The 25,884-nt window shown below is 64.6% G+C and carries 27 protein-coding genes and 1 pseudogene; 24 read left to right on the top strand and 4 right to left on the bottom strand.

The annotated features are described in order from the left end of the window. The first annotated feature begins 16 nt into the window (after positions 1-16). The 5 genes and pseudogenes from odhB (at position 17) to EB230_RS05515 (ending at position 4,586) form a co-directional block, all read left to right on the top strand. Positions 17-1,297 (top strand): 2-oxoglutarate dehydrogenase complex dihydrolipoyllysine-residue succinyltransferase, encoded by a 1,281-nt coding sequence (gene odhB, locus EB230_RS05495; RefSeq protein WP_172371739.1) that lies wholly within the window; start codon positions 17-19, stop codon positions 1,295-1,297. Between the two features lie 58 nt (positions 1,298-1,355). Further along, complete coding sequence (locus tag EB230_RS05500; protein WP_172371741.1) at positions 1,356-1,874, top strand: hypothetical protein; 519 nt, start codon at positions 1,356-1,358, stop codon at positions 1,872-1,874. Beyond that, the gene (locus EB230_RS05505; protein WP_172371743.1) at positions 1,871-2,626 is read left to right on the top strand and encodes an SDR family oxidoreductase; all 756 of its coding nucleotides are present in this window, start codon (positions 1,871-1,873) and stop codon (positions 2,624-2,626) included. Before EB230_RS05500 ends, EB230_RS05505 begins: the two co-directional genes overlap by 4 nt. A gap of 76 nt (positions 2,627-2,702) precedes the next feature. Beyond that, positions 2,703-4,118 (top strand): annotated as a pseudogene (lpdA, locus tag EB230_RS05510) (dihydrolipoyl dehydrogenase); the annotation flags it as partial. A 162-nt stretch (positions 4,119-4,280) separates the two neighbouring features. Continuing rightward, entirely contained in the window at positions 4,281-4,586 is a 306-nt protein-coding gene (locus EB230_RS05515; protein ID WP_172370952.1) for a hypothetical protein, read from the top strand. A gap of 203 nt (positions 4,587-4,789) precedes the next feature. On the opposite strand, the gene EB230_RS05520 is transcribed toward EB230_RS05515, so the two are convergent. Together EB230_RS05520 and EB230_RS05525 are read right to left on the bottom strand one after the other, a co-directional pair. Then, positions 4,790-5,857, bottom strand: a complete 1,068-nt coding sequence (locus EB230_RS05520; RefSeq protein ID WP_172371747.1) for a TraB/GumN family protein — start codon at positions 5,855-5,857, stop codon at positions 4,790-4,792. A 300-nt stretch (positions 5,858-6,157) separates the two neighbouring features. After that, a complete protein-coding gene (locus tag EB230_RS05525; protein WP_172371749.1) occupies positions 6,158-7,096 on the bottom strand; it encodes a tyrosine recombinase XerC in 939 nt (312 codons plus the stop codon). Positions 7,097-7,243: 147 nt separating this feature from the next. On the opposite strand from EB230_RS05525, the gene rimM reads away from it, so the two are divergent. Continuing rightward, entirely contained in the window at positions 7,244-7,843 is a 600-nt protein-coding gene (gene rimM, locus EB230_RS05530; protein ID WP_056574639.1) for a ribosome maturation factor RimM, read from the top strand. Beyond that, on the top strand, positions 7,840-8,538 hold the full coding sequence (trmD, locus tag EB230_RS05535) for a tRNA (guanosine(37)-N1)-methyltransferase TrmD (protein ID WP_056574642.1): 699 nt from the start codon (positions 7,840-7,842) through the stop codon (positions 8,536-8,538). The genes rimM and trmD overlap by 4 nt, the downstream gene beginning before the upstream one ends. On the opposite strand, the gene EB230_RS05540 is transcribed toward trmD, so the two are convergent. Further along, complete coding sequence (locus EB230_RS05540; RefSeq protein WP_172371751.1) at positions 8,520-9,272, bottom strand: sulfite exporter TauE/SafE family protein; 753 nt, start codon at positions 9,270-9,272, stop codon at positions 8,520-8,522. The two genes, trmD and EB230_RS05540, sit on opposite strands and share 19 nt — an antisense overlap. A gap of 328 nt (positions 9,273-9,600) precedes the next feature. On the opposite strand from EB230_RS05540, the gene rplS reads away from it, so the two are divergent. From rplS to EB230_RS05585, 9 genes are all read left to right on the top strand, one after another. Then, positions 9,601-10,146, top strand: a complete 546-nt coding sequence (rplS, locus tag EB230_RS05545) for a 50S ribosomal protein L19 (RefSeq protein WP_027042867.1) — start codon at positions 9,601-9,603, stop codon at positions 10,144-10,146. 154 nt (positions 10,147-10,300) lie between these two features. Further along, on the top strand, positions 10,301-10,714 hold the full coding sequence (locus EB230_RS05550) for an organic hydroperoxide resistance protein (RefSeq protein WP_172371753.1): 414 nt from the start codon (positions 10,301-10,303) through the stop codon (positions 10,712-10,714). Next, complete coding sequence (locus EB230_RS05555; protein WP_172371755.1) at positions 10,711-11,247, top strand: MarR family winged helix-turn-helix transcriptional regulator; 537 nt, start codon at positions 10,711-10,713, stop codon at positions 11,245-11,247. Before EB230_RS05550 ends, EB230_RS05555 begins: the two co-directional genes overlap by 4 nt. Positions 11,248-11,404: 157 nt before the next feature. After that, positions 11,405-12,202, top strand: a complete 798-nt coding sequence (locus tag EB230_RS05560) for a transporter substrate-binding domain-containing protein (protein WP_056574648.1) — start codon at positions 11,405-11,407, stop codon at positions 12,200-12,202. 84 nt (positions 12,203-12,286) lie between these two features. Continuing rightward, the gene (locus EB230_RS05565) at positions 12,287-13,099 is read left to right on the top strand and encodes an amino acid ABC transporter permease (protein ID WP_056574650.1); all 813 of its coding nucleotides are present in this window, start codon (positions 12,287-12,289) and stop codon (positions 13,097-13,099) included. 55 nt (positions 13,100-13,154) lie between these two features. Beyond that, positions 13,155-13,790 carry a class I SAM-dependent methyltransferase gene (locus tag EB230_RS05570; protein ID WP_172371757.1) on the top strand — a complete coding sequence of 212 codons (636 nt, stop codon included), beginning with the start codon at positions 13,155-13,157 and terminating at the stop codon, positions 13,788-13,790. A 380-nt stretch (positions 13,791-14,170) separates the two neighbouring features. After that, entirely contained in the window at positions 14,171-15,580 is a 1,410-nt protein-coding gene (gene leuC, locus EB230_RS05575) for a 3-isopropylmalate dehydratase large subunit (RefSeq protein ID WP_056574655.1), read from the top strand. Between the two features lie 277 nt (positions 15,581-15,857). Next, positions 15,858-17,054: a GGDEF domain-containing protein gene (locus EB230_RS05580; RefSeq protein WP_056574657.1), complete on the top strand. Its 1,197-nt coding sequence runs from the start codon at positions 15,858-15,860 to the stop codon at positions 17,052-17,054. Between the two features lie 105 nt (positions 17,055-17,159). Beyond that, the gene (locus EB230_RS05585; protein ID WP_172371759.1) at positions 17,160-18,374 is read left to right on the top strand and encodes a GGDEF domain-containing protein; all 1,215 of its coding nucleotides are present in this window, start codon (positions 17,160-17,162) and stop codon (positions 18,372-18,374) included. Here the strand turns inward: EB230_RS05585 and EB230_RS05590 are convergent. Further along, a complete protein-coding gene (locus tag EB230_RS05590) occupies positions 18,358-18,720 on the bottom strand; it encodes a hypothetical protein (RefSeq protein ID WP_056574659.1) in 363 nt (120 codons plus the stop codon). The genes EB230_RS05585 and EB230_RS05590 overlap by 17 nt on opposite strands. 315 nt (positions 18,721-19,035) lie before the next feature. Here EB230_RS05590 and EB230_RS05595 point away from each other — a divergent pair, with 315 nt between their 5' ends. The 8 genes from EB230_RS05595 to EB230_RS05630 all read left to right on the top strand — a co-directional run bounded on the left by EB230_RS05595 (position 19,036) and on the right by EB230_RS05630 (position 25,716). Further along, positions 19,036-19,461, top strand: coding sequence for a hypothetical protein (locus EB230_RS05595; protein ID WP_172371761.1), 426 nt, complete (start codon positions 19,036-19,038; stop codon positions 19,459-19,461). A 232-nt stretch (positions 19,462-19,693) separates the two neighbouring features. Next, positions 19,694-20,113: a succinate dehydrogenase, cytochrome b556 subunit gene (sdhC, locus tag EB230_RS05600; protein ID WP_056574665.1), complete on the top strand. Its 420-nt coding sequence runs from the start codon at positions 19,694-19,696 to the stop codon at positions 20,111-20,113. 2 nt (positions 20,114-20,115) lie between these two features. After that, positions 20,116-20,511, top strand: coding sequence for a succinate dehydrogenase, hydrophobic membrane anchor protein (sdhD, locus tag EB230_RS05605; RefSeq protein WP_056574669.1), 396 nt, complete (start codon positions 20,116-20,118; stop codon positions 20,509-20,511). 1 nt (position 20,512) lies between these two features. Then, positions 20,513-22,348, top strand: coding sequence for a succinate dehydrogenase flavoprotein subunit (gene sdhA, locus EB230_RS05610; RefSeq protein WP_056574672.1), 1,836 nt, complete (start codon positions 20,513-20,515; stop codon positions 22,346-22,348). A gap of 2 nt (positions 22,349-22,350) precedes the next feature. Beyond that, positions 22,351-22,788 (top strand): DUF3052 family protein, encoded by a 438-nt coding sequence (locus EB230_RS05615; protein ID WP_172371763.1) that lies wholly within the window; start codon positions 22,351-22,353, stop codon positions 22,786-22,788. Then, positions 22,788-23,567: a succinate dehydrogenase iron-sulfur subunit gene (locus tag EB230_RS05620; protein WP_010912301.1), complete on the top strand. Its 780-nt coding sequence runs from the start codon at positions 22,788-22,790 to the stop codon at positions 23,565-23,567. Before EB230_RS05615 ends, EB230_RS05620 begins: the two co-directional genes overlap by 1 nt. Positions 23,568-23,726: 159 nt before the next feature. Then, complete coding sequence (locus EB230_RS05625) at positions 23,727-25,115, top strand: PLP-dependent aminotransferase family protein (RefSeq protein ID WP_172371765.1); 1,389 nt, start codon at positions 23,727-23,729, stop codon at positions 25,113-25,115. A 154-nt stretch (positions 25,116-25,269) separates the two neighbouring features. Further along, positions 25,270-25,716 (top strand): DUF983 domain-containing protein, encoded by a 447-nt coding sequence (locus tag EB230_RS05630; protein ID WP_172371767.1) that lies wholly within the window; start codon positions 25,270-25,272, stop codon positions 25,714-25,716. Positions 25,717-25,884: the final 168 nt, after the last annotated feature.

Consider the following 25,884-nt stretch of genomic DNA (forward strand, 5'->3'; position numbering starts at 1 on the left):
AGAACGGACAGGCACAATGGCTACCGAAATCCGCGTTCCCACTCTCGGCGAATCCGTCACCGAGGCGACCATCGGCAAGTGGTTCAAGAAGGTCGGCGATGCCATTGCCGTCGACGAGCCGCTGGTCGAGCTCGAAACCGACAAGGTGACGGTGGAGGTTCCGGCCGCGGCCGCGGGCATCCTTTCGGAGATCGCGGTCAAGGAAGGTGAGACGGTTGGCGTCGGCGCGCTTCTAGGGTCGATTTCGGCCGGCGGCGCAGCCGCCGCACCCGTGACCAAGCCGCAGGCGGTGTCGCAGGCTTCGAGCCCGGATGCGGCGTCGACCACCAAGCAGGCCGCGGCCGAGACCGCCAAGATCGCCGGCGGTGCCGGCGCGGTCGAGCCGCGCTCGATGCCGCCGGCGCCGGCCGCCGCAAAACTGATCGCCGAGAACAATCTGTCGGTCGACCAGCTTTCCGGCTCGGGCAAGCGCGGCCAGGTGCTGAAGGGCGACGTGCTCGACGCCATCTCCAAGGGCGCGCCGTCGCAGCCGGCCGAGACGCCGAAGGCGGCGCCGGCGCCGATCGCGGTGCGTGCGCCGTCCTCGGGCGACGATGCTTCGCGCGAGGAGCGCGTGCGCATGACCAAGCTGCGCCAGACCATCGCGCGCCGGCTCAAGGAAGCGCAGTCGACCGCCGCCATGCTCACCACCTTCAACGAGGTCGACATGTCGGCGGTGATGGCGCTGCGGACCAAGTACAAGGACGTGTTCGAGAAGAAGCACGGCGTGAAGCTTGGCTTCATGGGCTTCTTCACCAAGGCCGTCACCCACGCGCTGAAGGAAATCCCAGCGGTCAATGCCGAGATCGACGGCACCGACATCATCTACAAGAACTTTGCCCATGTCGGCGTCGCCGTCGGCACCGAGAAGGGCCTGGTCGTGCCCGTCGTGCGCGATGCCGACCAGATGTCGATCGCCGAGATCGAGAAGGAGATCGGCCGGCTGGGCATCGCCGCGCGCGACGGCAAGCTCTCGGTCGCCGACATGCAGGGCGGCACGTTCACGATTTCCAATGGCGGCGTCTACGGCTCGCTGATGTCGACGCCGATCCTCAATGCGCCGCAGTCGGGCATTCTGGGCATGCACAAGATCCAGGACCGGCCGGTCGTGGTCGGCGGCCAGATCGTGATCCGGCCGATGATGTATCTGGCGCTGAGCTACGATCACCGCATCGTCGACGGCAAGGAAGCGGTGACCTTCCTGGTGCGCGTCAAGGAAAGCCTGGAGGATCCGGAACGGCTGGTGCTCGATCTCTAGGGGTTGGTGCTGATCCGGAGTTTCACTGCAAGCCGGAGGAAGGAATCTGCGCAGCAGGATGACGACTCGTCCCCTTAGCCTTCCAAGGAGCGTTCTGATCTCGACCATCGCGGGCGGCATGGTGCTGGCCGCGGCCAACGCGCATGCCGCCTGCCCGATCGAACTCGCGGTCTATGGCGACGCGCAAAGCGGCAGCGAGATCGATTTTACCCCGACCGGCACCTCGGCCACCGTCACCAATACATTCCGCATGATCCTCGACAACAATGTGGTGCTGAACGGCATCGTCATGTGGAACGAAGGTGTTTCCAGGCCGAACGGCGCGCTGATGTACAAATGCCCGGAAGGCGACACCACCGGCGATGAACTCGCCGCCTGTACCCCTTGGCATGGTGTCATCTACACATCTGACGACAAGGGCAGCATCGGGCTCTTGCCGGCGGAAGGCGTCGGGGCGCCGAAGACGCTGATCCTGCCGGACCTCGGTCCGATGCTGCATCAGTCAACTGCCTATGGCGGCAGCGGGTTTTCGAAAGTGCCGTCGGATGTGTTCACACTGAAGGGATGCCAGGAATGAACGAGGCGCAAAAAGTGCTGCTGGTCACCGGCGGCAGCCGCGGCATCGGCGCCGCCGTCTGCCGGCTCGGGGCCAAGGCCGGCTATCGCGTCCTGGTTAACTACACTGCGAACAAGGCTGCCGCCGATGCGCTGGTCGGCGACATCAAGGCCGCCGGCGGCGACGCTTTTTCGGTCAAGGGCGATGTTGGCAGCGAGGCCGATATCCTGGCCATCTTCGACGCGGTGGACCGCAGCTGGGGCAGGCTCGACGCCTTCGTCAACAATGCCGGCATCGTCGACGCCAAGGCGCGCGTCGACGAGATGAGCGTGGCACGGCTCGAACGCATGATGCGCATCAATGTCGTCGGTTCCATCCTCTGCGCCCGCGAGGCGGTCAAACGCATGTCGACCCGCCATGGCGGCAAGGGCGGAGCGATCGTCAATATCTCGTCGGCCGCGGCGGTGCTGGGCGCGCCGGACAATTACGTCGACTATGCCGCCTCCAAGGGTGCCATCGACACGTTCACCGTCGGGCTTGCCCGCGAGGTGGCGCTGGAAGGCATCCGCGTCAACGCGGTGCGGCCGGGCATCATCGACACCGACATCCACGCCTCCGGCGGACAGCCGGACCGGGTGGCGCTGATCCAGGACACGCTGCCGATGAAAAGAGCCGGCACCGCCGATGAAGTCGCCGCCGCTGTTCTCTATCTTCTATCCGATGCCGCGTCCTATACGACAGGCGCGATCCTGAATGTCAGCGGCGGCCGCTGAGCGCTCTCAAGCAGTTCGAGCATGATGTCATCCGAAAACCGCGTCACACTTTTCGGCATCATGCTCAAAACAGAAGGACAGTATCATGGCTTATGACGTCGTTATCATCGGATCGGGACCCGGCGGCTATGTCTGCGCCATCAAGGCGGCGCAGCTCGGGCTGAAGGTCGCGGTGGTCGAGAAGAACGCAACCTTCGGCGGCACCTGCCTCAATATCGGCTGCATCCCGTCCAAGGCGCTGCTGCATGCCTCCGAGATGTTCGCCGAGGCCGGACATTCCTTCGATACGCTCGGTGTGGAGATCGCCGCACCGAAGCTGAACCTGACGAAGATGATGGCGCACAAGGATGCGACGGTGTCGTCCAACGTCAACGGCGTCGCCTTCCTGTTCAAGAAGAACAAGATCGACTCGTTTCGCGGCACCGGCAAGGTGCTTTCCGCCGGCAAGGTGTCGGTGACCGGCGAGGACGGCAAGGTCGAGGAGATCGAGACCAAGAACATCGTCATCGCCACCGGATCCGACGTCGCCGGCATACCCGGCGTCAAGGTCGATTTCGACGAGAAGGTGATCGTGTCGTCGACCGGCGCGCTGTCGCTGGACAAGGTTCCCGGCCATCTGGTGGTGGTCGGCGGCGGCGTCATCGGGCTCGAGCTCGGTTCGGTGTGGGCGCGGCTTGGCGCCAAGGTCACCGTGGTCGAGTTCCTCGACACCATCCTCGGCGGCATGGACGGCGAGGTCTCCAAGCAGTTCCAGCGGCTGCTCTCCAAGCAAGGCTTCGAGTTCAAGCTCGGCGCCAAGGTCACCGGCGTCGCCAAGGCAAAGAAGGGTGCGACCGTCACCTTCGAGCCGGTGAAGGGCGGCGCCGCCGAGACCATCGCTGCCGACGTCGTGCTGATCGCCACCGGCCGCCGCGCCTTTTCGGACAGTCTCGGCCTGAAGGAAGCGGGCGTCGAGGTCGACGAGCGTGGCCGGGTCAAGACCGACGGGCATCTCAAGACCAACGTGCCCGGCATCTATGCCATCGGCGATGTCATCGCCGGGCCGATGCTGGCGCACAAGGCCGAGGACGAGGGCGTGGCGGTGGCCGAAACCATCGCCGGCCAGGCCGGCCATGTGAACTACGAGGTCATTCCGAGCGTCGTCTACACCAGCCCTGAAATCGCCTCGGTCGGCAAGACCGAGGAAGAACTGAAGAAGGCCGGCATCGACTACAAGGTCGGCAAATTCCCGTTCAGCGCCAATGGCCGGGCACGCGCCATGCTGCATACCGATGGTTTCGTGAAGATCCTCGCCGACAAGGTCAGCGACCGCGTGCTGGGCGTGCATATCGTCGGCTTCGGTGCCGGCGAAATGATCCACGAGGCGGCGGTGCTGATGGAGTTCGGCGGCTCGTCGGAGGATCTCGCCCGCACCTGCCATGCGCATCCGACGATGTCGGAAGCGGTGAAGGAAGCGGCGTTGGCCACCTTCTTCAAGCCGATCCATATCTAGGGGGCACCCAACGCTTCGTCATCCTGTGGCGGAGCAAGGAGCGGAGCGACGCGGTAGACCATAGGATCCATGCCGTGACTTCAGAGCCCCCAGCGGCCATGAATTCTGCTCCGCGGCGACTTGGTCGAGGCCGCGGCATGGATCCTCGGGTCAAGCCCGAGGATGACGACCGTGCGAAACGACGGTCATCGCTCAAAACAAAACGGCCCGCTTTTCAGCGGGCCGTTTGTATCTGGTATCGAGCCGATCAGTTGGCCGGTGCAGGCGCCGGAGCGGGAGCGGGCGCTGGAGCCGGAGCAGGCGCGGGTGCTGGTGCTGGTGCAGGGGCCGGAGCTGGCGCGGGCGCCGGTGCTGGCTCTGGTGCCGGAGCGGGCGCTGGGGCCGGTGTGCTGGCGGCCGGCGCTTCGGCGGGTGCCGGATGCTCGCCGCTTCTGCCGAAAACGTAATACGCGACAATCGCCAGGATAACGACGACCAGAGCAATCAGCCAGGGGCTGCCGCCGCTGCCGCTTGGCCTGGGAGTGTCGTTCGATGGATTCGCCATAAAAGTGTCCTCCGTGGATGAAAATAATCAATCAACAGCCATCAACGCGCAACCGTTGAATGGGTTTCACGCTAGGGAAGGAAAGCGCCGAAAACGCGGCGTTTGGGACCCTCCGCTGCCATCCGACTCAATTGACGGCGGTGACAGTATAGCCGGCTTTGCGAAAATCCTCGACCAGTCCCTCGGGACCGGGAAGGTGCAGCGCGCCGACCGCCATGAAGGCGTTGCCCCTGGCCAGGATCGGCTCGGCGTGATCGATCATCACCTTGTTGCGGCTGGTGATCATGGTTTCCTCGAAGGCCGCATAGCCGGCCGCGTCGTTCTGCTCTTCGGGCATGGCGGCGCGGAACAGCGGCCAGAACATGCCGGTTTCGCCGCGCTGGTAGAGCAGGATCATGGTCTCGTTGATGTCGTTGACCTTGTCGCCGAGTTTCAGCGTGTCGACGAGGCCCTTCATGTGAAAGGCGAGCGGCAGCGAGGCCATGGCGCGCAGCTGGCTCTCGGCCGTTTCCAACCCCTCCACCGGCTTGCCCGCGGCCTTGGCGCCTTCGGCCAGCTTGACGTCGAGCACAGGGGCGCCACCGGACTGGCGGGCGAGTTCGCAGGCCGGAAGCGCCATCATGGCCGAAAGCATCCAAGGCTTCATCTTGGCGACCGTTGCCGGCGGAATGCCGCGCGCATCGAGCGCGGCATTCATGGCCGCTGCTTCGTCCGGCGTCAGCAAGGACGACAGCGTCGTGGAGTCGGTGAACATCATCAGGTCCGGCTCCTTGAGCATCGCCGTCATCATCTTCTGCTTGTCGAGCACGTCGGTGGTTTCGATGATGAGGGTGCCGGCGGCGTCAAAGGCTTTCTGCGCGTCCGGCGGCAGCGTGGTGACGCGCGGGTCCGTCATGTGCATGGTGCCGAAAAGGTAGGATGGCTGTTCGCCTGGTTTTTCCAGCTTCCACAACAGGCCTTTGCCGTTGAGTGTCGCGGCGGCCTCCGCCTCGATCTTGCTGTAGGTTGCAGGGCTGCTCTTCTGCAGGGCCGTCACCATGTCGGCGCCGGTGCAGGTCGGGATTTCCGCATGCGCCCTGCCCGCCGCGAACAACAGCATGGCAAGGAAGGACAGGAAAAACAGCACGTTGAGCGTGACAAGCAGCCTCAGCGAGATGGAAGCCGCACGGTCGGCGATGGCAATGACGCGTTTCATGGCACCTTTCTAAGGATGAAAAGCGGCAAAACGGTTAATTGGCGCTATGAAATTGTCCTCAGTGCGATGAGCTGTCGGATGAAGTGCCCTTTGTAGTTTGCGGAAACGCTCATCGCGTCGTCATCCACGGGCGGAGCAAGGAGCGCAGCGACGCAGCGCAGACCCGAGGATCCATGCCGTGACGTTAATGCGTTGCAGCGGTGCAGAATTCTGCTCCGCTAGTATTCCACGCCCGAGGGTCACGGCATGGATACCAGGGTGTCCGCGACAGAGCTTCGCTCTAGTATGACGAAGCCAGTTTCACGCCCTCGGATGCGCCGATTCGTAGATTTCGAGCAGTCTCGCCGTGTCGACGCCGGTGTAGATCTGCGTCGTCGACAGGCTGGCGTGGCCGAGCAGCTCCTGGATGGTGCGCAGATCGCCGCCCCTGCCGAGCAGATGCGTGGCGAAGGAGTGGCGCAGCGCGTGCGGCGTCGCCGTGTCGGGCAGGTTGAGCGCCGAGCGCAGTTTCGCCATGTCGCGCTGGATGATGGCCGGATTGAGCGGGCCGCCGCGCGCGCCACGAAACAACAGGCCTTTCGGGTCGAGATGATAGGGGCAGAGCCTGCGGTATTCGGCGATTGCCCGAAGCGCCACCGGCAGCACCGGCACCAGCCGCGTCTTGCCGCCCTTGCCGGTGACGCGCAGCACGGTGTCGGCCTCCGAGGCCAGGTCGGCGCCGGCGAGGCCGAGCGCTTCCGAGATGCGCAAGCCCGAGCCGTAGAGCAGCGTCAGCACGGCTGCATTGCGGGCGGCGATCCAGGGCTCTTCCGCCAGTTGACCTTCCATGGACACAACCTGTTTGGCATCGCTTGCAGTCAGCGGTTTGGGCAGCGACTTGGGCTGGCGCGGCGCGCTCAGGGCTGTGGCACCCGCGGCGTTGGCGAGGCCATGGCGTTCCAGGAACCGCAGCAGCGAGCGGATGCCGGCGAGACCCCGGCCGAGCGTACGGGCGCCGACGCCTTCGTTGCGGCGGGCGGCGAGGAAGCCGCGCAGATCCGCCGGGCGCAGATTGGCGATATCGGAAATGCCCGGCGAGCCGCCGCAATGGCCGGTAAGGAAATGCAGGAACTGGCGCGTGTCGCGCTCATAGGCTTCCACTGTCTCGGATGACAGGCGACGTTCACGCGCGAGCATCTTCAGCCAGCTTTCGCGTGCCGCCTGGAGATCGGGTTTGGCCGGGATGAGAAATTCCTGCATGGCGGCATTTTGGTGTATCCGGGTTAGGAAGCGGTGAAGAGCCCGTCAATGAAATGGCAGCGGGGAAATGACAGTGGGGAAATGACAGCGGGCGATCATTGAAATGACGCCGGGCTGGGGCTAGAGCAGGCCAAAGGATATTTCGCGATGAGCAAGCCGCAAAACCCCGTCCAGATGGCCGTTATCGGCGCCGCCCACGGCATCAAGGGCGAGCTCAGGGTGAAAACCTTCACCGGCGAGCCGATGGCGCTGGCCGATTATGGCCCGCTCTATGCCAGGGATGGCCGTGCCTTCCAGATAACCGACATAAGGCCGGCCAACACCGTCGTCGTGGTGCGCTTCAAGGGCATCAGCGACCGCAACGCCGCCGAGGCGCTCGCCGGCACGGAGCTGTTCGTCGACCGCTCGATGCTGCCCGACGATGGCGAGGAGGACGAGTTCTATCATGCCGACCTGATCGGGCTGGAGGTCCGGGACGATACGGGTGCCGCGCTCGGCAAGGTGGTCGCGGTGCACAATTTCGGTGGCGGGGACATCCTCGACGTGACGCTTTCCGGCCGCAAGGGCGTGCTGATCCCGTTCACGCAAGCCGCCGTGCCGCAGGTGTCGATCGCCGAGGGTTTTGTCCGCATCGATCCGGCGGCTGCCGGCCTGGTCGAGGACGAGGATGGCGAAGCGCCGCGCGAGGAAGACTTCGACCCCAAGGGCAGGCCGCGCGGACCGCGCGACGCCGGGGGCAACCGGTGACGTTCAAGGCTTCGGTGCTGACGCTCTATCCCGAGATGTTTCCCGGCGCGCTCGGCCTGTCGCTGGCGGGCCGCGCGCTCGAGGCGGGCACATGGTCGCTGGAAGCGATCCAGATCCGCGACTTCGCCACCGACAGGCACCGCACCGTCGACGACACGCCGGCCGGCGGCGGCGCCGGTATGGTGATGCGCGCCGATGTGCTGGCCAGGGCGATCGACCATGCCTCGCCGGGAGGCGATCCACGCCCGCGCCTGCTGATGAGCCCGCGCGGCGGACCGCTTACGCAGGCGAGGGTGCGTGAGCTTGCCGCCGGGCCGGGCGCCGTCATCCTGTGCGGCCGCTTCGAGGGCGTCGACCAGCGGCTGATCGAGGCCCGCGGCCTGGAAGAGGTGTCTATCGGCGATTTCATCCTCTCCGGTGGCGAGCCGGCGGCGCTCGTTCTGCTCGACGCTGTGGTGCGGCTGTTGCCCGGCGTGATGGGCAATGCGGTGTCGGGCGAGGAAGAAAGTTTCGAGAACGGCCTGCTCGAACATCCGCACTACACAAGGCCGCAGGAATTCGAGGGACGCGAGATTCCCGAAGTGCTGATCTCCGGCAATCACAAGAAGATCGCGGCATGGCGGCGTGAGCAGTCGGAAGCGCTGACGAAAGAACGGCGGCCGGATCTGCTTGGCGGTCAGCCCTTGCCGAAATAATAAAAAGCCAGAAACAGGCCGACGGCGATGACGAAGCCGCGCACCACGTTCTGCGGCACTCGCTTGGCGATCCAGACGCCGGCATAGCCGCCCAGCGCACCGCCCGGGATCATGACGATTGCCTGCGGCCAGGCGACGACGCCACCCGAGACGAAGACGACGATGGCGACAGCCGCGATGACCACGGCCAGCATGTTCTTCAGCGCATTCAGCCGGTGGTAGTCGCCGGACTGCGTCAGGCCGAGCGTTGCCAGCATCATCACGCCCATGCCGGCGCCGAAGAAGCCGCCATAGATGGCGGTGGTGAATTGCGCCAGCGAGCCGGCGAGCGAGCCAACCGATGCCTCATGGCCTGGTTTTGGCGCCGGCTTCAGCCATGGTCCGGCGGCAAACAGCGCCGTTGCGCCCAGCAGCAGCCACGGCACCAGGGCGCGGAACGAGGGATTGTCGAGCGCCAGCAGGATCAGCGCGCCGGCCAGCGCACCGATCGCCGAGATGAGACAGAGCAGCAGGGCGCCGCGCCAGAAGTGGCGGATGTCGGTCCAATAGGCGAGCGTCGAGGTGATGTAGCCTGGAAATTGCGTGACCGAGGAGGTTGCGTTGGCGACGATCGGCGGCAAGCCGACCAATGTCATGGCGCCGAAGGTGATGAAGGTGCCGCCGCCGGCGACCGCGTTGGCAGCGCCGGACAGGAAGCCCGCCAGGAAAAGCAGGATGGCGTCGAAGACAGACATGGAATGCCGCCGCGGAAACTGTGGTATTCCAGGCTTAGGAAGCTTGGCAGGCGGGCGCAACCCGGCACGGGCGGTATTACAATGGTGCCATGCAGGCAAAAAAGAGTCGTGCTCGGGCGTGACAAAGCGCCGAAATAGCTGTATGTGCGCGCCGAACCGGAAGAAAAATCTGCCGGGCCCGTCAACAATGACGGTGTAGTCGCCCCTGTCCGATGTCTTGGAGACAAAAATGTCTCAGGGACAAAGGACATAGCCGAGCGGTCAATGGAACTGCAAGGCGAGCGCAGGGCGCTCTGACTGTCGGAAGAACAAGAAGTGGACTATTGAGATGGATATTCTCCGTCAGCTCGAGGCCGAGCAGGCCGCCAAGATCGAAGCCAAGCGCAAACTTCCCGAATTCCAGCCCGGCGACACCGTGCGCGTCCAGGTCCGCGTGACCGAAGGCACCCGCACCCGCGTCCAGGCCTATGAGGGCGTCGTCATCGCCCGCGCCGGTTCCGGCTTCCAGGAAAATTTCACCGTCCGCAAGATCTCCTACGGCGAAGGCGTCGAGCGCGTGTTCCCGGTCTACTCGCCGATGGTCGAGGGTGTCGAGATCGTGCGTCGCGGCAAGGTGCGTCGCGCCAAGCTCTATTACCTGCGCGACCGTCGCGGCAAGTCGGCCCGTATTTCGGAAAACACCGGCGTGCGCGCCCGCAAGCTCAACGACGAGGAGCGCGACGCGCTGAACGCCGAGAAGGCCCGCATCGAGGCCGAGAAGGTCGCCGCAGCCCAGGCGCTGGCCGCCGAGACCGCCGCCAAGGAAGCCGCCGAGAAGAAGGCCGCCGCCGAGGCTGAGGCCGCCAAGGCCGCTGAAGCGACCCCGGCCGAATAAGATTTTCGGCAATCCTATTCAAAGGCGGCTTCGGCCGCCTTTTTTCGTTTCACCGGACTGTGAGCGCCTCGGGCCTGGGAAATTGGATCCGGGTATTGACGGCATATTATCTTGTACACTAACTAATCGTGCACAAGATAATTGGAGGCATGATATGGCACTTTATACCGCACAGGCTCACGTCACCGGTGGCCGCGCCGGCCATGGCGAGACCAGCGATGGCCTGCTCAAGGTCGATCTGGCGATGCCCAAGGAGCTTGGTGGGCCGGGCGGCGCCACCAATCCCGAGCAGCTTTTCGCCATCGGCTACGCTGCCTGCTTCGAGAGCGCCATCCGCTTCGCCGCGCGCAAACAGAAGCTGCCGCTCGAGGATGCCGCGATAACCGCCACCGTCAACCTGCTTCCCAATGGCGAGGGCTTCAAGCTCGGCGTCGCGCTCGCGGCGGAGACGAAAGGTCTTGATCAGGCGGCCGCTGAGGCGCTTGTATCGGAGGCACACAAGATTTGCCCCTATTCGAATGCCATCAGGGGCAATGTCGACGTAGCGCTTTCGGTAAAGGCGGCATGACGACAAAAGTTGAAACGAGAGCCAAGGATGTCCCGGCGGAGGCGGCCGGGACATTTCACGTGCCGCGGCTCGATCAGCAGCTGTGTTTCGCGCTCTATTCGGCGAGCGGGCTGATGACCAAGGTTTATCGCCCGCTGCTCGAGCCGCTTGGTCTCACTTATCCGCAATATCTGGTGATGCTGGCGCTGTGGGAGCACGCACCGAGCACCATTGGCGCGCTTGGCGAGGCGCTGGGCCTGGATTCCGCGACGCTGACGCCGCTGCTCAAGCGGATGGAGGCAAGTGGTCTCGTCACGCGCCGGCGCGATGCCGCCGACGAGCGCCGGGTGCTTGTCGAGCCGACGGCCAAGGGCCAGACGCTGCGTGCTCACATGAAGGATGTGTCCGCCGCACTCGCATGCAGCGTGCCGCTGGGGGCTGGCGAAGCGAAAGCCCTGCACGCAACACTCACCCATCTTGTCGCCGGTCTGCGCAAAGCCGCGACCGATGATCGATCAGCGGATGCGCAAGCGCCGGTCCCTGGCTCGAGATAAGCCGATCATCCCGAAATCCCTGAATTGAGGGCATCGGAATCCCCTTTCACGCACGCTGACGCAGCGGACCGTCTTGCATGGCGTTTGCGGAAAGCTAAAGTCGGCGCCGGATTTCCTGTAAGCCCATCCGGGCGCCTTCAATTTTCGGGAGTGTTTCATGACCAAGTCGAAACTGCTGCTGGCCGTCCTGCTTGCCCTCGTCCTGGCGCCTATTGCCGCTTTCGCCCAGGCGCTGCCCGATCTCGGCGGCAAAAAGGTGGTGGTGGTGACCGAAAACGCCTATCCGCCGCTGCAGTTCATCGACGCCAAGACCGGCAAGCAGATCGGCTGGGAGTATGACGCGATGAACGAGATCGCCAAGCGGCTCAACTTCAAGGTCGAGTACCAGAACACCTCCTGGGACGCGATGATCCAGGCCGTTTCCGACAACCAGTACAACATCGGCATGACCGGCATCACCATCAAGGACGACCGCAAGGCGAAGGTCGATTTCTCCGATCCCTATATGCGCTCGGAGCAGTTCATGCTGGTGCGCGGCGACGAAAGCCGCTTCACCGACGCCAAGACCTTCGGGGCCTTCAAGGACGGGCTGATCGGCGCGCAGGCCGGCACCACACCCTTCTACACCGCCGTCTACAGCGTGCTCGACGGCAATGAGCAGAACCCGCGCATCAAACTGTTCGAGACGTTCGGCGCCACGGTGCAGGCACTGAAGTCGGGCGACGTCGATGTCGTGCTGACCGACGGCACCGCCGGCAAGGGCTATGTCGATGCGTCGGGCGGCAAGCTGAAGCTGATCGGCGGACCGCTCGGCACCGAGGATTTCGGCTTCATCTTCCCGAAGGGATCCGATCTGGTGAAACCGGTCAACGCCGCGATCGCCGCGCTCAAGGCGGACGGGACGTTCGACGCACTGAACAAGAAGTGGTTTCTCGACTACAAGATGGGGCAGTGAACTCGTCTTGGCGCGTTCGTGGGGTGACGTAGAACTCGCGCCAGGTCCGGCCGGCTTGGCACGCTGCCTTGGCGGCCGCGCCTGATGGCGCCTTCGTCCTCGTCCACCAAAGCCGAATTCCCCTGGTGGCTTGCCGTTGCCGCCGCCCTTGCCCTGGCGGCGGCTTTGTTCATCGCGGCCAGCGATCTCTATGCCCAGGTCTTCGCCACCGTCGCCAAGGGCATCGGCGTCACGGTCTTCGTCACTGTGGTCGCTTTCGCCCTGGCGTCGATCATCGGCCTCGGCATCGCCTTGATGGGCCTGTCCGCGTCGCCCTGGCTGCGCCAGATCGCCCGCTTCTATGTCGAGATCATCCGTGGCGTGCCGATCCTGGTGCTGCTGTTCTGGATCGCGTTTGCCGGCGCACCGGGCTTCGTCGCGGCCTGGAACGCGCTGACCGCGCCGCTGCAGAGCGCCGGCTATCTCGGCGAACTTCTTGTGCGCGACGTGTCGCTGCTGTGGCGCGCCATCATGGCGTTGACCATCGGCTACTCGGCCTTCATCTCTGAGGTTTTCCGGGCCGGCATCCAGTCGGTCGAGAAAGGCCAGATCGAGGCGGCCAAGGCGCTCGGCTTGAGCCGCGCGCAACGCTTCCGGCTGATCGTGTTTCCGCAGGCGATCCGCACCATATTGCCGCCGCTCGGCAATGACTTCGTCGCCCTGGTCAAGGATTCCTCGCTGGTCTCGGTGCTCGGCGTCGCCGACATCACCCAGATGGGCAAGGTCTATGCCGCCGGCTCGTTCCGCTTCTTCGAGACCTATTCGATAACAGCCTATATCTATCTCATCCTGACCGTCGGCCTGTCGCTGGCGCTGAGGGCGCTGGAGCGGCGCCTGCGTCGCCAGCACCAGGAATAGTCTTTCGACGCGGACAGGGTTACGATCCTGTCGGCATACAGGTGTGAGAGGTCTCATGATCGTCGACAAAGCCAATGCGGCGCTGGATTCCGTCTATGGCGCCAACACGCCGGAATCGCTGGCGCAAGCCTACGCCGCATGGGCCGCGACCTATGACAGCGAGACCGCCTCGCTCGGTTATCTGCTTCCCTTCCTCATTACCGCCTGGGTGGCGCGCTATGTTCCGGCCGGGGAAGGGCCGCTGCTAGACGCCGGCTGCGGCACCGGCCTGTCCGGGCCGTCGCTGAAGGCGCTTGGCTATCGTGACATTGCCGGGCTCGACCTGTCGGATGACATGCTCAAGATCGCCGGCAGCCGCAACGCCTATGGCGAGCTGAAACAGGCGATGCTGGGTGGGCCGCTGCCATGGCCGGACGGTTATTTCCGGGCCTTCTTCTCGACGGGTGTGTTCACCATCAGCCACGCTCCGGCATCCGGCCTGCACGATCTGGTGCGCATCACCAAAAAGGGTGGCCACGCCATCTTCACCGTACGCGACCAGGTCTTTGAAAGCGGCGGCTTCCAGGCGGTCTTCGACGAACTCACGACAGCGAACAAATGGCAGCTCGTCGAACAGAGCCCGTGGTTCCGCTGCTACGCGATCGCCGAGCCCGATGCATTGGTGAAGACGTTCGTGTTCGAGGTTTTGTGAGCGGTGCGTTCCCCAACCTTGGCTCCTTCCTCTCCCCCGATCGACGGGGGAAAGGAAGGGCGCGCGTTCGCCGCGCTTGGTGCCCTTCCTCTCCCCTGAAGGTGTGGAAGCGTGGGCGACAGACCCAAGTCGCGCCGCCACGCCGCAATTGCCGAAAAGCCAAAACATTGGTATGAGCCACGCCATGGAAGAGCTTTTTGGCGATCCGGCCTACAAGGGGTTCGTGCTGCAGGACAGAAAACGCCTGCCGTCGCGCTTCTCCGCGCGCGTGTCCGGCGCGCTGACCAGCCGACTTACCTAGGCCAACCTGTTCAGGTCGTCGCGCCGGGAATTGCCCGGCGTCTGCTCTTTCCCATTCTCATATCGACGGATTTACGCACATGAGCGCACCGCGCACCCTCTACGACAAGATTTTCGACGACCACGTCGTCGACCGCCAGGACGACGGCACCTGCCTGCTCTACATCGACCGCCACCTCGTCCATGAAGTGACCAGCCCGCAGGCTTTCGAAGGCCTGCGGCTGAGCGGCCGCAAGGTCCGGCATCCGGAAAAGACGCTGGCCGTGGTCGATCACAATGTCTCGACCTCGCCCGAACGCAAGTTCGGCATCAAGAATGAGGAAAGCCGCATCCAGGTCGAGGCGCTGGCCAAGAACGCCAAGGATTTCGGCGTCGAATATTATTCCGAGAACGATATCCGCCAGGGCATCGTCCACATCATCGGCCCGGAGCAGGGCTTTACCTTGCCCGGCATGACCATCGTCTGCGGCGACAGCCACACCTCGACGCATGGCGCGTTCGGCGCGCTGGCGCACGGCATCGGCACGTCGGAAGTCGAGCATGTGCTGGCGACGCAGACGCTGATCCAGCGCAAGGCCAAGAACATGCTGGTGCGCGTCGACGGCCAACTGCCGGAAGGCGTCACCGCCAAGGACATCATCCTGGCCATCATCGGCGAGATCGGCACCGCCGGCGGCACCGGCTATGTCATCGAGTATGCCGGCGAGGCGATCCGCTCGCTGTCGATGGAAGGCCGCATGACGATCTGCAACATGTCGATCGAGGGCGGCGCGCGCGCCGGCCTGATCGCGGCCGACGAGACCACCTTCGCCTATGTCAAGGACAAGCCACGTGCGCCGAAGGGCGCCGCCTGGGATGCCGCGCTCGCCTATTGGAAGACGCTGCAGTCCGACGAGGGCGCGCATTTCGACAAGGTGATCGTGCTCGACGCGGCCAAGCTGCCGCCGATCGTCTCCTGGGGCTCGTCGCCCGAGGATGTCGTCTCCGTGCAAGGCATCGTGCCGAACCCGGACGATATCACCGACGAAAACAAGCGCACCTCCAAGCAGCGCGCGCTCGACTATATGGGCCTGACGCCGGGGACAAAGATCACGGACATCGCGCTCGACCGCGTCTTTATCGGCTCCTGCACCAATGGCCGCATCGAGGATCTGCGCGCCGCCGCCAAGGTGATCGAGGGCAAGACCGTCAATCCGCGCGTCAACGCCATGATCGTGCCGGGGTCGGGCCTGGTCAAGGAACAGGCGGAAGCCGAGGGCCTCGACAAGATCTTCCTGGCCGCCGGTTTCGACTGGCGCGAGCCGGGCTGCTCGATGTGTCTCGCCATGAATGACGACCGGCTGAAGCCGCATGAACGCTGCGCCTCGACCTCGAACCGCAATTTCGAGGGCCGGCAAGGCTTCAAGGGCCGCACCCATCTGGTCTCGCCGGCAATGGCGGCGGCGGCGGCGATCGCCGGCCACTTCGTCGACATCCGCGACTGGAAATAACAGCCGGTCCACACGTTTCCACGTATGAAAGACCCCGGGCCGCATCGCGGCTCCGGGGTCTTTTTCATTCGAGCGGCCCGCATATTCGCCTAGAGCCGGATGATTTCAGGTCGAATCGACCTGAAATCTGAATCCGCCTCTAAATCAAAGAGATAGAGCATGATGTCGTCCGAAAACCGCTTCACACTCTTCGGCATCATGCTCTGGGCTTAACCGCTTGTTTGGGCTTGCCCTCTACACTCTTACGCGACGTCAAACGAGGGGAAGTCACGGTCCTTTGGACACCGGCCTGTTCATAGCGCTGCTCAATCCAACGATCGCGCTGGCCCTCGGCGCGGCCTTCCTCGTGCTATGGACCTATCAGCGCCACCGCCCCTATCTGGCCGTGCTGGCGTTCAGCTACTGTGTTTCGGCACCCGGCTTCCTGTTCCAGTATTTCACCTTGCCCATCGGCATGGCGCTGACCAAGCTGGTGTCCAACATCTGCTTCACCATCGCCGGCTGCTGCCTGTCGGGGGCCATCGTCGCCCGCTACGGCCGCAAGGTACCCCATGTGGGCATCGGCGTGCTGGCAGGCGGCGGCCTGGCGTCATTTTGCTGGTTCCTGTTCGTCGAGCCGGATCTCACCTGGCGCATCCTGGCGATGAATTTCGCCTTCGGTGGCATCAGCCTGCTGGTCGCCGCCGAATTGCGGCCGGTGCGCAACAATGGCCCAACCGAGAAGATCCTGTTCCTACTGTCCCTGCTGTCGGGCCTGAATTTCTTCGTGCGCACCCTTGTCGTCGTCATCGCGCATGGGCCGTTCACCAGCTATGACGGTTTCTACGGTTCGTCCTACTGGACGACGGCGTTGCTGTCGCACGCGCTCTTGTCGCTGCTGATCGCGCTTTGTCTGTTCACCGCCGCCGCACTCGACGTGATGAAGGCGCTCAAGGCCGAGACGCATACCGACCCGCTGTCGGGCCTGCTCAATCGGCGCGGCTTCGAGGAGCGCGCCGAGTTCCTGTTGCAGCGTTGCGCGGCGGCGAAGTTTCCGGTCGCGCTGGTGCTGGCCGACCTCGACCACTTCAAGGCGCTCAACGATGTGCACGGTCATGCCGCCGGCGATCGGGTGATCGCCGATTTCGCCGCCAAGCTCCGGTCCGCCACCGGCGCGCGGGGTGCCGCCGGGCGCATCGGCGGCGAGGAATTCGCCGTGCTCTTGCCGTTGAGCGATCTCGCCGCCGCGCGGCTGTTCGCCGAGGCCGTGCGCACGCTCTATTCGGCAGGCGGCATCGACGGGCTCCCCGCCGGCACCAAGGTCACCGCCAGCTTCGGCGTGGCGGCCCGCAGCGGCGAGGAAGCGCTGGAACCCTTGATGCGACGTGCCGACGAAGCGCTCTACAAGGCCAAGAAGAACGGCCGCGACAGTGTGCGCCTTTCCTTTGAACGGCCGGAGGCGGTGTTCGTGCCGGAGCCGTCCAGAGCCGGATGATTTCAGGGCGAATCGACCTGAAATCTGAATCCGTCCCAATCAAAAGAGATAGAGCATGATGTCGTCCGAGAACCGCTTCGCACTTTTCGGGGAATGCGAAAAAAGATGAGCGGCGCCAACTTCATCCTGCTGATCAATCTGTCGGTTGCCGGCCTGCTGGCGGCATCCTTCATGGCGGTCGCGTTCCATGATGCCGGCCGCGTCCCGGCACGATGGTTTGCATCGGGCTATGTCCTGGGCATGGCCTACTCGGCCATCGAATTCAGCATTCCCGCCTTCACCGATGCCCGGCTGCCGGTGGTGACCGCCTTCGCGGTTTTCCTCGGCGCCACAATTGCCTTCAATGCCGGACTGGCCCGCAAATACGGCGTCGCGCCGCCGTGGCCGGCGATGCTGTTCTTCCTGCTTGCCGCCACCATCGCGGTCTATCTCGTCCAGGACCTGCCGCGCCAGTCGCTGGCGCGCATGATGGCCTACCAGCTTCCCTATGCCGTGATGCAATTCGTCGGGCTGGCCATCGTCTGGTCGTCGAGGCAAAGGCATGGCCGACTCGATCGCATCCTGATGGCCGTGCTGGCCGCCAGCGGGCTCCAATTCGCCTCAAAGCCGTTCATCGCGCATGCGCTTGGCGGCTGGGGGGCCAATCCGCAGGCCTATCTGCAAAGCAACTACGCGCTGGTTTCACAATCGCTCGGCACTGTCTTTGCCCTGGCACTGGCGCTGCTGATGTTGGCCATCCTGGTTCGTGACGTGCTTGCCGAAGTGACGTCCAAGTCGGAGACGGACACGCTCTCGGGATTGCTCAATCGTGGTGCCTTCACGCGACAGGCCGAGCTCGCGGTGCTTGGCGCCCTGCGGCAAGGCGTGCCGGTCGCCCTGGTCATCGCCGATCTCGATCATTTCAAGGGCATCAACGACAGTTTCGGCCATGCCTCCGGCGACCGCGTGATCGAGACCTTTGCCGGCTTCCTGCGCGAAGCCGCCGCCGGCCACCATGTCGCGGGCCGCCTCGGCGGCGAGGAGTTCGCAATCATCCTGCCCGGGACCAACCTCGCCGCCGGCCGGTTGTTCGCCGAAGGCACGCGCAGCGCTTTCGGCGCGCTGCCCATCGACGGGCTGCCCGTGGACAATCGCTGCACGGCGAGTTTCGGGGTCGCCGAACTTCATCCGGGCGAGGAGATTGCCGATCTCATGCGGCGCGCCGATGAGGCGCTCTATCAGGCGAAGAATGCCGGCCGCGACTGCGTACGCATCTCCGCCGGGCCGGCGGATGTCCAGGTGTCGGCCGGGTCGGAAGCCAGCGCTAGCGGCAGGGGCTGAGTTCGGGCATTTCGCCGTCGGACAGTCCGTACATGTAGCTGCGGCCTTTGATGAAGACCGGCGGCCGGTAGCAATCGCTGTAGCCCGATATCTCGTCGGATTCGTTCTGGTAGATCACCTTGGGCTGGCCGGCACTGGTGTAGTCGGACAGTTGCTTGGCCAGTCTGCCCTCACCGACGAGGATGCGCTTGTAGCCGGCGGCGCTGTCGATGACGAGATTGCCGAAGGAATCGGCGTAGACGCGGTCCTGATGACGGGTCCCGGCGAGCGCCGGCACAGCCAGGCCGGCAACCGAAGCCGCCATGATGATCGCCGCAAGGCGCGATCTGCCAGAGTTCGAACGCATGGCGTCCTCCGTGTTCGAGGTTTGATGGGATGCATGTCGTTGCCCAAACCGCCGACGCACTTTGGAGCGACATGCACAGCCTCCTCGAATCAGAAATTAACCTTTTCTTAACCTTTGTTAAGAGGCCAGCGCGTTTGGCGGCGATGTCTCGACAAACATGGTTAATATCCGTCTGGACAAAAACCGGGCGGCCATCATTCGGCCATGCTTGGCCGCACCATCGCGGCCGGCATCGAAGCGATCCGAGGGTAACGCTGGGGCAACCTTGATCTTGGCGCGGCATCGTGGCTAGTCTGCCGCGCGGGAGGACAGCATATGGCGTTACGCGGGACGGTTTGGGTGTCCGTTTTCCCGTTGCTCGCCATCGTTGCCGCGTGCGTGCCTCAGGATGGCGCGCCGAAGGCGGCCAACACCGTCCCGCCCCCGCCGGCTCTGCAGTCCGTCGCGGCCCCGCCGCCCTCGGCACCGGCGACCAAGATCACCACCGACCTGACCGCGCCGCGATCCGGCATCGGCACGGCCACCTACAGATGCGGCAACAACGGCATGATCACCATCCAGAATCTCGGCTCGTCATTGCATGTGGTCGGACCCGGTGGCGCGACCGAGGAGTTCGCGGCGTCGCCCGCCAATCAGTCCAGCCGCTACCAGGAGGCAGCGACGCATGACGCAATCGTGATCGACGGGCGCGAGGCGCTGGTGATGAAGAGGGGCTCGACGCCACAGACCTGCAGGCGATAAGGCCTGCGTAAACCGCGGCGGCCTATCGCACTGCAGCGAACGCTGTGCCGGCTTCTAATCGATTGAGGCGAACGGCCGCCGGTTTGTCAGACTAAATGACGTTTCCAAAACGATTTTCTGGCTTTGACGCGGTGCAAAAAGAGCATTAGAAACCGGCTGTCCGAAGTCGCAACCGAAAGCGGCAATGCCGCATTTCCACCTGGGGCTCCAGAGACGCCGAACTGGGGGAGCCATGAGCAAATCACCAGCCACCCGCGAATTCGCCCGGCGTGAACGGCCACTTTCGCCGCACCTGAGCGTGTACCGGCCGCCGATCACCATGACGATGTCGATCATCCATCGCATCACCGGCGGCGCGCTTTACTTCGGCACGCTGCTGGTCGCGGCCTGGCTGATGGCGGCGGCAAGCTCGCAGCCGGTTTTCGACTGGGTCAACTGGGCCTTCGGCACATGGCTCGGCCGGCTCATCCTGTTCGGCTACACCTGGGCGCTGATGCATCACATGCTGGGCGGCGTGCGCCACCTGGTCTGGGATACCGGCACCGGCCTCGAAAAGCACACGGCCTCCAGGATCGCCTGGGCAACGCTCGCGGGTTCGATCCTGCTCACATTGCTGATCTGGGTCGCCGGCTATATGGCGCGAGGAGCCTGACCATGAGTACTGGCAAGACCGACATGCGCACGCCGCTGGCGAAAGTCCGCGGCCTCGGCTCCGCCCGTGAGGGCACCGGCCACTTCTGGCGCCAGCGTCTCACGGCCATCGCCAACATCCCGCTGACACTGTTCTTCGTCGGGTTCCTCATCGCGCTCAACGGCGCCGGCTATGCGGAGGTGCGCGCGGCACTTGCCAATCCGTTCGTCGCCCTTGTGCTGGCCCTGGTGCTGGTCTCCGGCCTTATCCATATGCGGCTCGGCATGCAGGTGATCATCGAGGACTACGTGCATGGCGAAGGCATGAAGCTGGCGCTCATCGCGCTCAATACATTTTTCACTGTAGCGGTTGGCGTTGCCTCGATCTTCGCCCTGCTCAAACTGGCATTCGGAGGCTGAGTTGGCCAAGGACGCGAAATCAGCCAACACGGCAGGCTACACCTTTGTCGACCACAAGTTCGACGTGGTGGTGGTCGGGGCCGGCGGTGCCGGCCTGCGCGCCACGCTCGGCATGGCCGAGCAGGGCCTGCGCACCGCCTGCATAACCAAGGTGTTCCCAACCCGCTCGCACACGGTGGCGGCGCAAGGCGGCATTGCCGCCTCGCTGTCCAATATGGGCCCGGATTCCTGGCAATGGCACATGTACGACACCGTCAAGGGATCGGACTGGCTCGGCGATGTCGACGCCATGGAATATCTGGTGCGCGAGGCACCGGCGGCGGTCTACGAACTCGAGCACTATGGCGTGCCGTTCTCGCGCACCGAAGAGGGCAAGATCTACCAGCGGCCGTTCGGCGGCCACATGATGAACTACGGTGAAGGCCCGCCGGTGCAGCGCACCTGCGCCGCCGCCGACCGCACCGGCCACGCCATCCTGCACACGCTTTACGGCCAGTCGCTGAAGAACAACGCGCAGTTCTTCATCGAGTATTTCGCGCTCGACCTGATCATGGAGCCGGACGGCACCTGCACCGGCGTCGTCGCCTGGAATCTCGATGACGGCACCATCCACCGCTTCTCGGCCAAGATGGTGGTGCTGGCGACCGGCGGCTACGGCCGCGCCTATTTCTCGGCCACCTCGGCCCACACCTGCACCGGCGACGGCGGCGGCATGGCATCGCGGGCCGGCTTCCCGCTGCAGGACATGGAGTTCGTGCAGTTCCATCCGACCGGCATCTATGGCGCCGGCTGCCTGATCACCGAAGGCGCGCGAGGCGAAGGCGGCTATCTCGTCAATTCCGAAGGCGAGCGTTTCATGGAGCGCTACGCGCCGTCGGCCAAGGACCTTGCCTCGCGCGACGTCGTCTCGCGCTGCATGACGCTGGAGATCCGCGAGGGCCGTGGCGTCGGCAAGAAGAAGGATCACATCTTCCTGCATCTCGACCATCTCGATCCGGCCGTGCTGCATGAGCGGCTGCCCGGCATCTCGGAATCGGCAAAGATCTTCGCCGGCGTCGACCTGACCAAGGAGCCGATCCCGGTTCTGCCGACGGTGCACTACAATATGGGCGGCGTGCCAACCAATTACTGGGGCGAGGTGCTGAACCCAACCGCGGAGAACCCGGACCGGGTGTCGCCCGGGCTGATGGCGGTCGGCGAGGCCGGCTGTGCCTCGGTGCACGGCGCCAACCGGCTGGGCTCGAACTCGCTGATCGATCTGGTGGTGTTCGGCCGCGCCGCGGCGATCCGCGCCGGCCAGGTCATCGACCGCAAGGCGGCGATCCCTTCGCCCAACGAAGCCTCGGTCGAGAAGATCATGGATCGCTTCGACGGGCTGCGCCACGCCAATGGCTCGACGCCGACGGCGGTGCTGCGCGAGAAGATGCAGAAGGCGATGCAGGAAGACGCCGCCGTGTTCCGCACGCAGGACTCGCTGGAGAACGGCTGCAAGCGCATTTCGGAAATCTGGGGCGAGCTCAAGGACATCAAGGTCTTCGACCGCTCGATGATCTGGAATTCCGACCTGGTCGAGACACTGGAACTGGAGAACCTGATGGCCAATGCCATCACCACGGTCTACAGCGCCGAGGCGCGCAAGGAGAGCCGCGGCGCGCATGCGCGGGAAGACTTTTCCGCGCGCGACGATGCCGCCTGGCGCAAGCACACGCTGGCGAGGGTGAGTGAGGACGGCAAGGTGACGCTCAGCTACCGGCCGGTGCACACCGAGCCGCTGCTGGCCGAAAAGGACGGCGGCATCAGCCTCGCCAAGATCGCGCCCAAGGCCAGGGTGTACTGACGATGGCGCTGGCGGCGACGGGATATTCCGGCACGCCTCTTCCGGCCAAGCTCGGCCTGAAGGACGGCATGACCGCGGCCTTTATCGCGCTGCCGCCGGAACTCGACGGCCTGACGGACGCCGTCGCTTTTGCCGAAGTCGACCGGCTGGCCGATTGGTCCGGCATTTCCGGTTTTGCTCTCAAATACGACGCTGTCCACGCCTTCACCAGGCAGCGCGCCGAGATCGAGAATCGCTTGGGCGATGTCGAGGCGGCGATCAAGCGCGATGGCATGGTCTGGGTGTCCTGGCCGAAAAAGGCATCGAAAGTGCCGACCAATGTCACCGAAGGGGTCGTGCGCACTGAAGCGCTGAAGCGCGACCTTGTCGACGTCAAGGTCGCCGCAGTGAATAAAATCTGGTCCGGGCTGAAGCTCGTCATCCGAAAGGACCTGAGGTAATGGTCGAACTCACGCTTCCCAAGAACTCGAAGATCCAGCAGGGCAAGACCTGGCCGAAGCCGGAGGGCGCCACCAATCTGCGGGAATACCGCATCTACCGCTGGTCGCCGGACGATGACGAGAATCCGCGCATCGACACCTATTTCGTCGACATGGACGATTGCGGGCCGATGGTGCTCGACGCGCTGCTCTGGATCAAGAACAAGATCGACCCGACGCTGACCTTGCGCCGCTCCTGCCGCGAAGGCATTTGCGGCTCCTGCGCCATGAACATCGACGGCTCCAACACGCTGGCCTGCACCAAGGGCTGCGACGACATTTCCGGCGCCGTGAAAGTCTATCCGCTGCCGCATATGCAGGTGGTCAAGGACCTGGTGCCCGATCTCACCAATTTCTACGCCCAGCACGCCTCGATCGAGCCGTGGCTGAAGACGGTGTCGCCGCAGCCGGCCAAGGAATGGCTGCAGAGCCATGAGGACCGCGAGAAGCTCGACGGGCTCTACGAATGCATCCTGTGCGCCTGCTGCTCGACCTCGTGCCCGAGCTACTGGTGGAACGGCGATCGCTATCTCGGCCCGGCGACGTTGCTGCAGGCCTATCGCTGGCTGATCGACAGCCGCGACGAGGCCAAGGGCGAGCGGCTCGACAATCTCGAAGACCCGTTCCGGCTCTACCGCTGCCATACCATCATGAACTGCGCGCAGACCTGCCCCAAGGGCCTCAACCCGGCCAAGGCGATCGCCGAGATCAAGAAGATGATGGTCGAACGGCGCGTCTGACGCCGACTATCTTGCCCGCCCTTGGGGCGGGCTGTCGTGTCGGCAAGGTCGGATCGTCCGGTCGCCGACAGTGCTCCCATCGCCAGCCAATTGTCGGGGCCTTGCATTCGCCTGCCGTGACATACAATATCCATACATCTGGATCGCGAGGCGAAGGCAATGGACGACAATCAGGCTTCATGGACGCCGGTCATCCGCAAGGGCGACGGGCCGGTCTACCTCGCCATTGCCGATGCCCTGTCGGCTGATATCGTCTCGGGCCGGCTGGCCGGCGGTTTCAGGCTGCCGCCGCAGCGCGCGCTGGCGGATGCGCTCGGCATCGATTTCACCACGGTCAGCCGCGCCTATGCCGAGGCGCGCAAGCGAGGCCTGATCGACGGGCGGGTCGGGCAGGGCACCTATGTCGGCTCGGCGACCGAGCGAGGGACGGGTTTCTCGACCGGCCTTGTCGACATGAGCATGAACCTGCCACCCCGGTTCGAGGATGCCGGGCTGGTCGCGCGAATGTGGGATCGAATTGCCGATCTGCGGGCGGATGACGGGCTGGGCCTGCTTCTGCGCTACCAGGAGGCCGGGGGAACCGCGCGCGACCGCGCCGCGGGCGCGCGCTGGCTTTCACCGAGGCTCGGCGCCATTCCCGCTGAGCGGCTTCTGGTCTGCCCCGGAGCACAGGGCGCGCTGCTGGCGCTGGCCGGCGTGCTCGCCGGACCCGGGGAGACGATCTGCGTCGAGGCCCTGACCTATCCCGGCTTCCGGTCGCTTGCCGCGCATCTCAGGATCAATCTCGTCGGCGTGCAGATCGACGAGCATGGACTAATTCCCGAAGCATTCGAGGCCGTGTGCGCGGAACATCGGCCAAAAGCACTCTACTGCACGCCGACCCTGCACAATCCGACGACCGCGACCCTGCCTCTCGGCCGTCGCGAGGCCCTGATCGAGATTGCCCGCCGCCATCAGGTGCCCATCATCGAGGACGATGCCTACGGTGCCTTGCCGGCCGACGCCGTGCCGCCGCTGGCCGCGCTCGCGCCGGATCTCGTCTATCATGTCGCGGGCCTGGCGAAATGCCTGTCCCCAGCCTTGCGGATCGCCTATCTCGTGCCGCCGGATGGCCGCTCCGCCGCCAGGGTGGCGAGCGCCATAAGGGCGACCGCCTCCATGGCCTCTCCCCTGACGGCCGCGATCGCGACCCGCTGGATCGAGGAGGGCACCGCCGACGCGGTCCTTGCCGCGATCCGCGAGGAGTCGCGTCGCCGGCAGGCGATCGCCGCCGCCATCCTGCCGCCCGGCTTCGGACAGGCCGACCCGCAGGGTTTCCACGCATGGCTGCGGCTGGCCGGTCCCTGGACGCGGGGCGAGTTCACCGCGCGCCTGCGCTCGGCCGGCATCGGCGTGGTGGCGAGCGACGCCTTCGCCATCGCCTCGCCGCCCGAGGCTGTCCGCCTTGGGCTTGGCGCGGCCGCCAATGAAGACGATCTGCGTGACAGCCTGCGGATCGTTGCGGACCTTCTGTCGCAGTCGCCGGCCATGTCGTCGATGGTGGTTTGATCTTGTAGGGATTGCTCTTGACAATGTATGCATACATACCACATACATTGTGCAATCAATGACGCCATGGGGACCAGCAAGTTCTGCCGCCGCACGCGGGCGAGTGACCGCGAAAGGGCAGGGTTTCCACGCGCCGCAGACAAGGGCAAAACAAATGGTTCAGGATCGCGAATGGCCTCCCCTCTCACCGATTGAGACGGGCATAAGGGGGCGGTGTCCGCGCTGTGGCGAGGGACATCTGTTCGAGGGCTTCCTGAAGCTGCGCAAAGGCTGCGAGGTCTGCGGGCTCGACTATTCGTTCGCCGACCCCGCCGATGGCCCGGCTTTCTTCGTGATCTGCTTCGCATGCGTGCCGAGCGTAGTGCTGGCGCTCTGGATCGAGGTGCGCTTCGAAGCGCCCTACTGGGTGCATCTCTTCACCACCTTGCCGTTCATGCTCCTGACCTGCATCCCGCCGCTGCGGCCGCTGAAGGGATGGCTGGTGGCCAGCCAGTATTTCTACAAGGCGGAGGAGGGCCGGATGGTAACGCCGCTGATCCCGCCGGCATCCGTCGTGGGGGCTGGTTCGACCGCGACCTTGCCTGGCGACGACAGGCGGTGACGACAGCAACCGCCGAAATGACGGTTGAACGATGCGTCCGGTGGCGGCTATAGGCATTGGACGGAGTGCTTGAGGAAATCAACCTGGCCGGCGTGGTCAGAGATGACGCCCGTCAAGCCCGCAAACGGACGCTTGCAACCGGTCTTTACCGCCGGGAGGCTGAACAAC

The organism is Mesorhizobium sp. NZP2234, from assembly GCF_013170765.1.
Lineage (GTDB): Bacteria > Pseudomonadota > Alphaproteobacteria > Rhizobiales > Rhizobiaceae > Mesorhizobium > Mesorhizobium loti_D.

Bases quoted from the DNA above. Each gene is read 5' to 3' on its own strand.
- odhB (WP_172371739.1), top strand. From the start codon at position 17: ATGGCTACCGAAATCCGCGTTCCCACTCTCGGCGAATCCGTCACCGAG.
- EB230_RS05500 (WP_172371741.1), top strand. From the start codon at position 1,356: ATGACGACTCGTCCCCTTAGCCTTCCAAGGAGCGTTCTGATCTCGACC.
- EB230_RS05505 (WP_172371743.1), top strand. From the start codon at position 1,871: ATGAACGAGGCGCAAAAAGTGCTGCTGGTCACCGGCGGCAGCCGCGGC.
- EB230_RS05515 (WP_172370952.1), top strand. From the start codon at position 4,281: ATGACGACCGTGCGAAACGACGGTCATCGCTCAAAACAAAACGGCCCG.
- EB230_RS05520 (WP_172371747.1), bottom strand. From the start codon at position 5,857: ATGAAACGCGTCATTGCCATCGCCGACCGTGCGGCTTCCATCTCGCTG.
- EB230_RS05525 (WP_172371749.1), bottom strand. From the start codon at position 7,096: ATGCAGGAATTTCTCATCCCGGCCAAACCCGATCTCCAGGCGGCACGC.
- rimM (WP_056574639.1), top strand. From the start codon at position 7,244: ATGAGCAAGCCGCAAAACCCCGTCCAGATGGCCGTTATCGGCGCCGCC.
- EB230_RS05540 (WP_172371751.1), bottom strand. From the start codon at position 9,272: ATGTCTGTCTTCGACGCCATCCTGCTTTTCCTGGCGGGCTTCCTGTCC.
- rplS (WP_027042867.1), top strand. From the start codon at position 9,601: ATGGATATTCTCCGTCAGCTCGAGGCCGAGCAGGCCGCCAAGATCGAA.
- EB230_RS05550 (WP_172371753.1), top strand. From the start codon at position 10,301: ATGGCACTTTATACCGCACAGGCTCACGTCACCGGTGGCCGCGCCGGC.
- EB230_RS05555 (WP_172371755.1), top strand. From the start codon at position 10,711: ATGACGACAAAAGTTGAAACGAGAGCCAAGGATGTCCCGGCGGAGGCG.
- EB230_RS05560 (WP_056574648.1), top strand. From the start codon at position 11,405: ATGACCAAGTCGAAACTGCTGCTGGCCGTCCTGCTTGCCCTCGTCCTG.
- EB230_RS05565 (WP_056574650.1), top strand. From the start codon at position 12,287: ATGGCGCCTTCGTCCTCGTCCACCAAAGCCGAATTCCCCTGGTGGCTT.
- EB230_RS05570 (WP_172371757.1), top strand. From the start codon at position 13,155: ATGATCGTCGACAAAGCCAATGCGGCGCTGGATTCCGTCTATGGCGCC.
- leuC (WP_056574655.1), top strand. From the start codon at position 14,171: ATGAGCGCACCGCGCACCCTCTACGACAAGATTTTCGACGACCACGTC.
- EB230_RS05585 (WP_172371759.1), top strand. From the start codon at position 17,160: ATGAGCGGCGCCAACTTCATCCTGCTGATCAATCTGTCGGTTGCCGGC.
- EB230_RS05590 (WP_056574659.1), bottom strand. From the start codon at position 18,720: ATGCGTTCGAACTCTGGCAGATCGCGCCTTGCGGCGATCATCATGGCG.
- EB230_RS05595 (WP_172371761.1), top strand. From the start codon at position 19,036: ATGGCGTTACGCGGGACGGTTTGGGTGTCCGTTTTCCCGTTGCTCGCC.
- sdhC (WP_056574665.1), top strand. From the start codon at position 19,694: ATGAGCAAATCACCAGCCACCCGCGAATTCGCCCGGCGTGAACGGCCA.
- sdhD (WP_056574669.1), top strand. From the start codon at position 20,116: ATGAGTACTGGCAAGACCGACATGCGCACGCCGCTGGCGAAAGTCCGC.
- EB230_RS05615 (WP_172371763.1), top strand. From the start codon at position 22,351: ATGGCGCTGGCGGCGACGGGATATTCCGGCACGCCTCTTCCGGCCAAG.
- EB230_RS05620 (WP_010912301.1), top strand. From the start codon at position 22,788: ATGGTCGAACTCACGCTTCCCAAGAACTCGAAGATCCAGCAGGGCAAG.
- EB230_RS05625 (WP_172371765.1), top strand. From the start codon at position 23,727: ATGGACGACAATCAGGCTTCATGGACGCCGGTCATCCGCAAGGGCGAC.
- EB230_RS05630 (WP_172371767.1), top strand. From the start codon at position 25,270: ATGGTTCAGGATCGCGAATGGCCTCCCCTCTCACCGATTGAGACGGGC.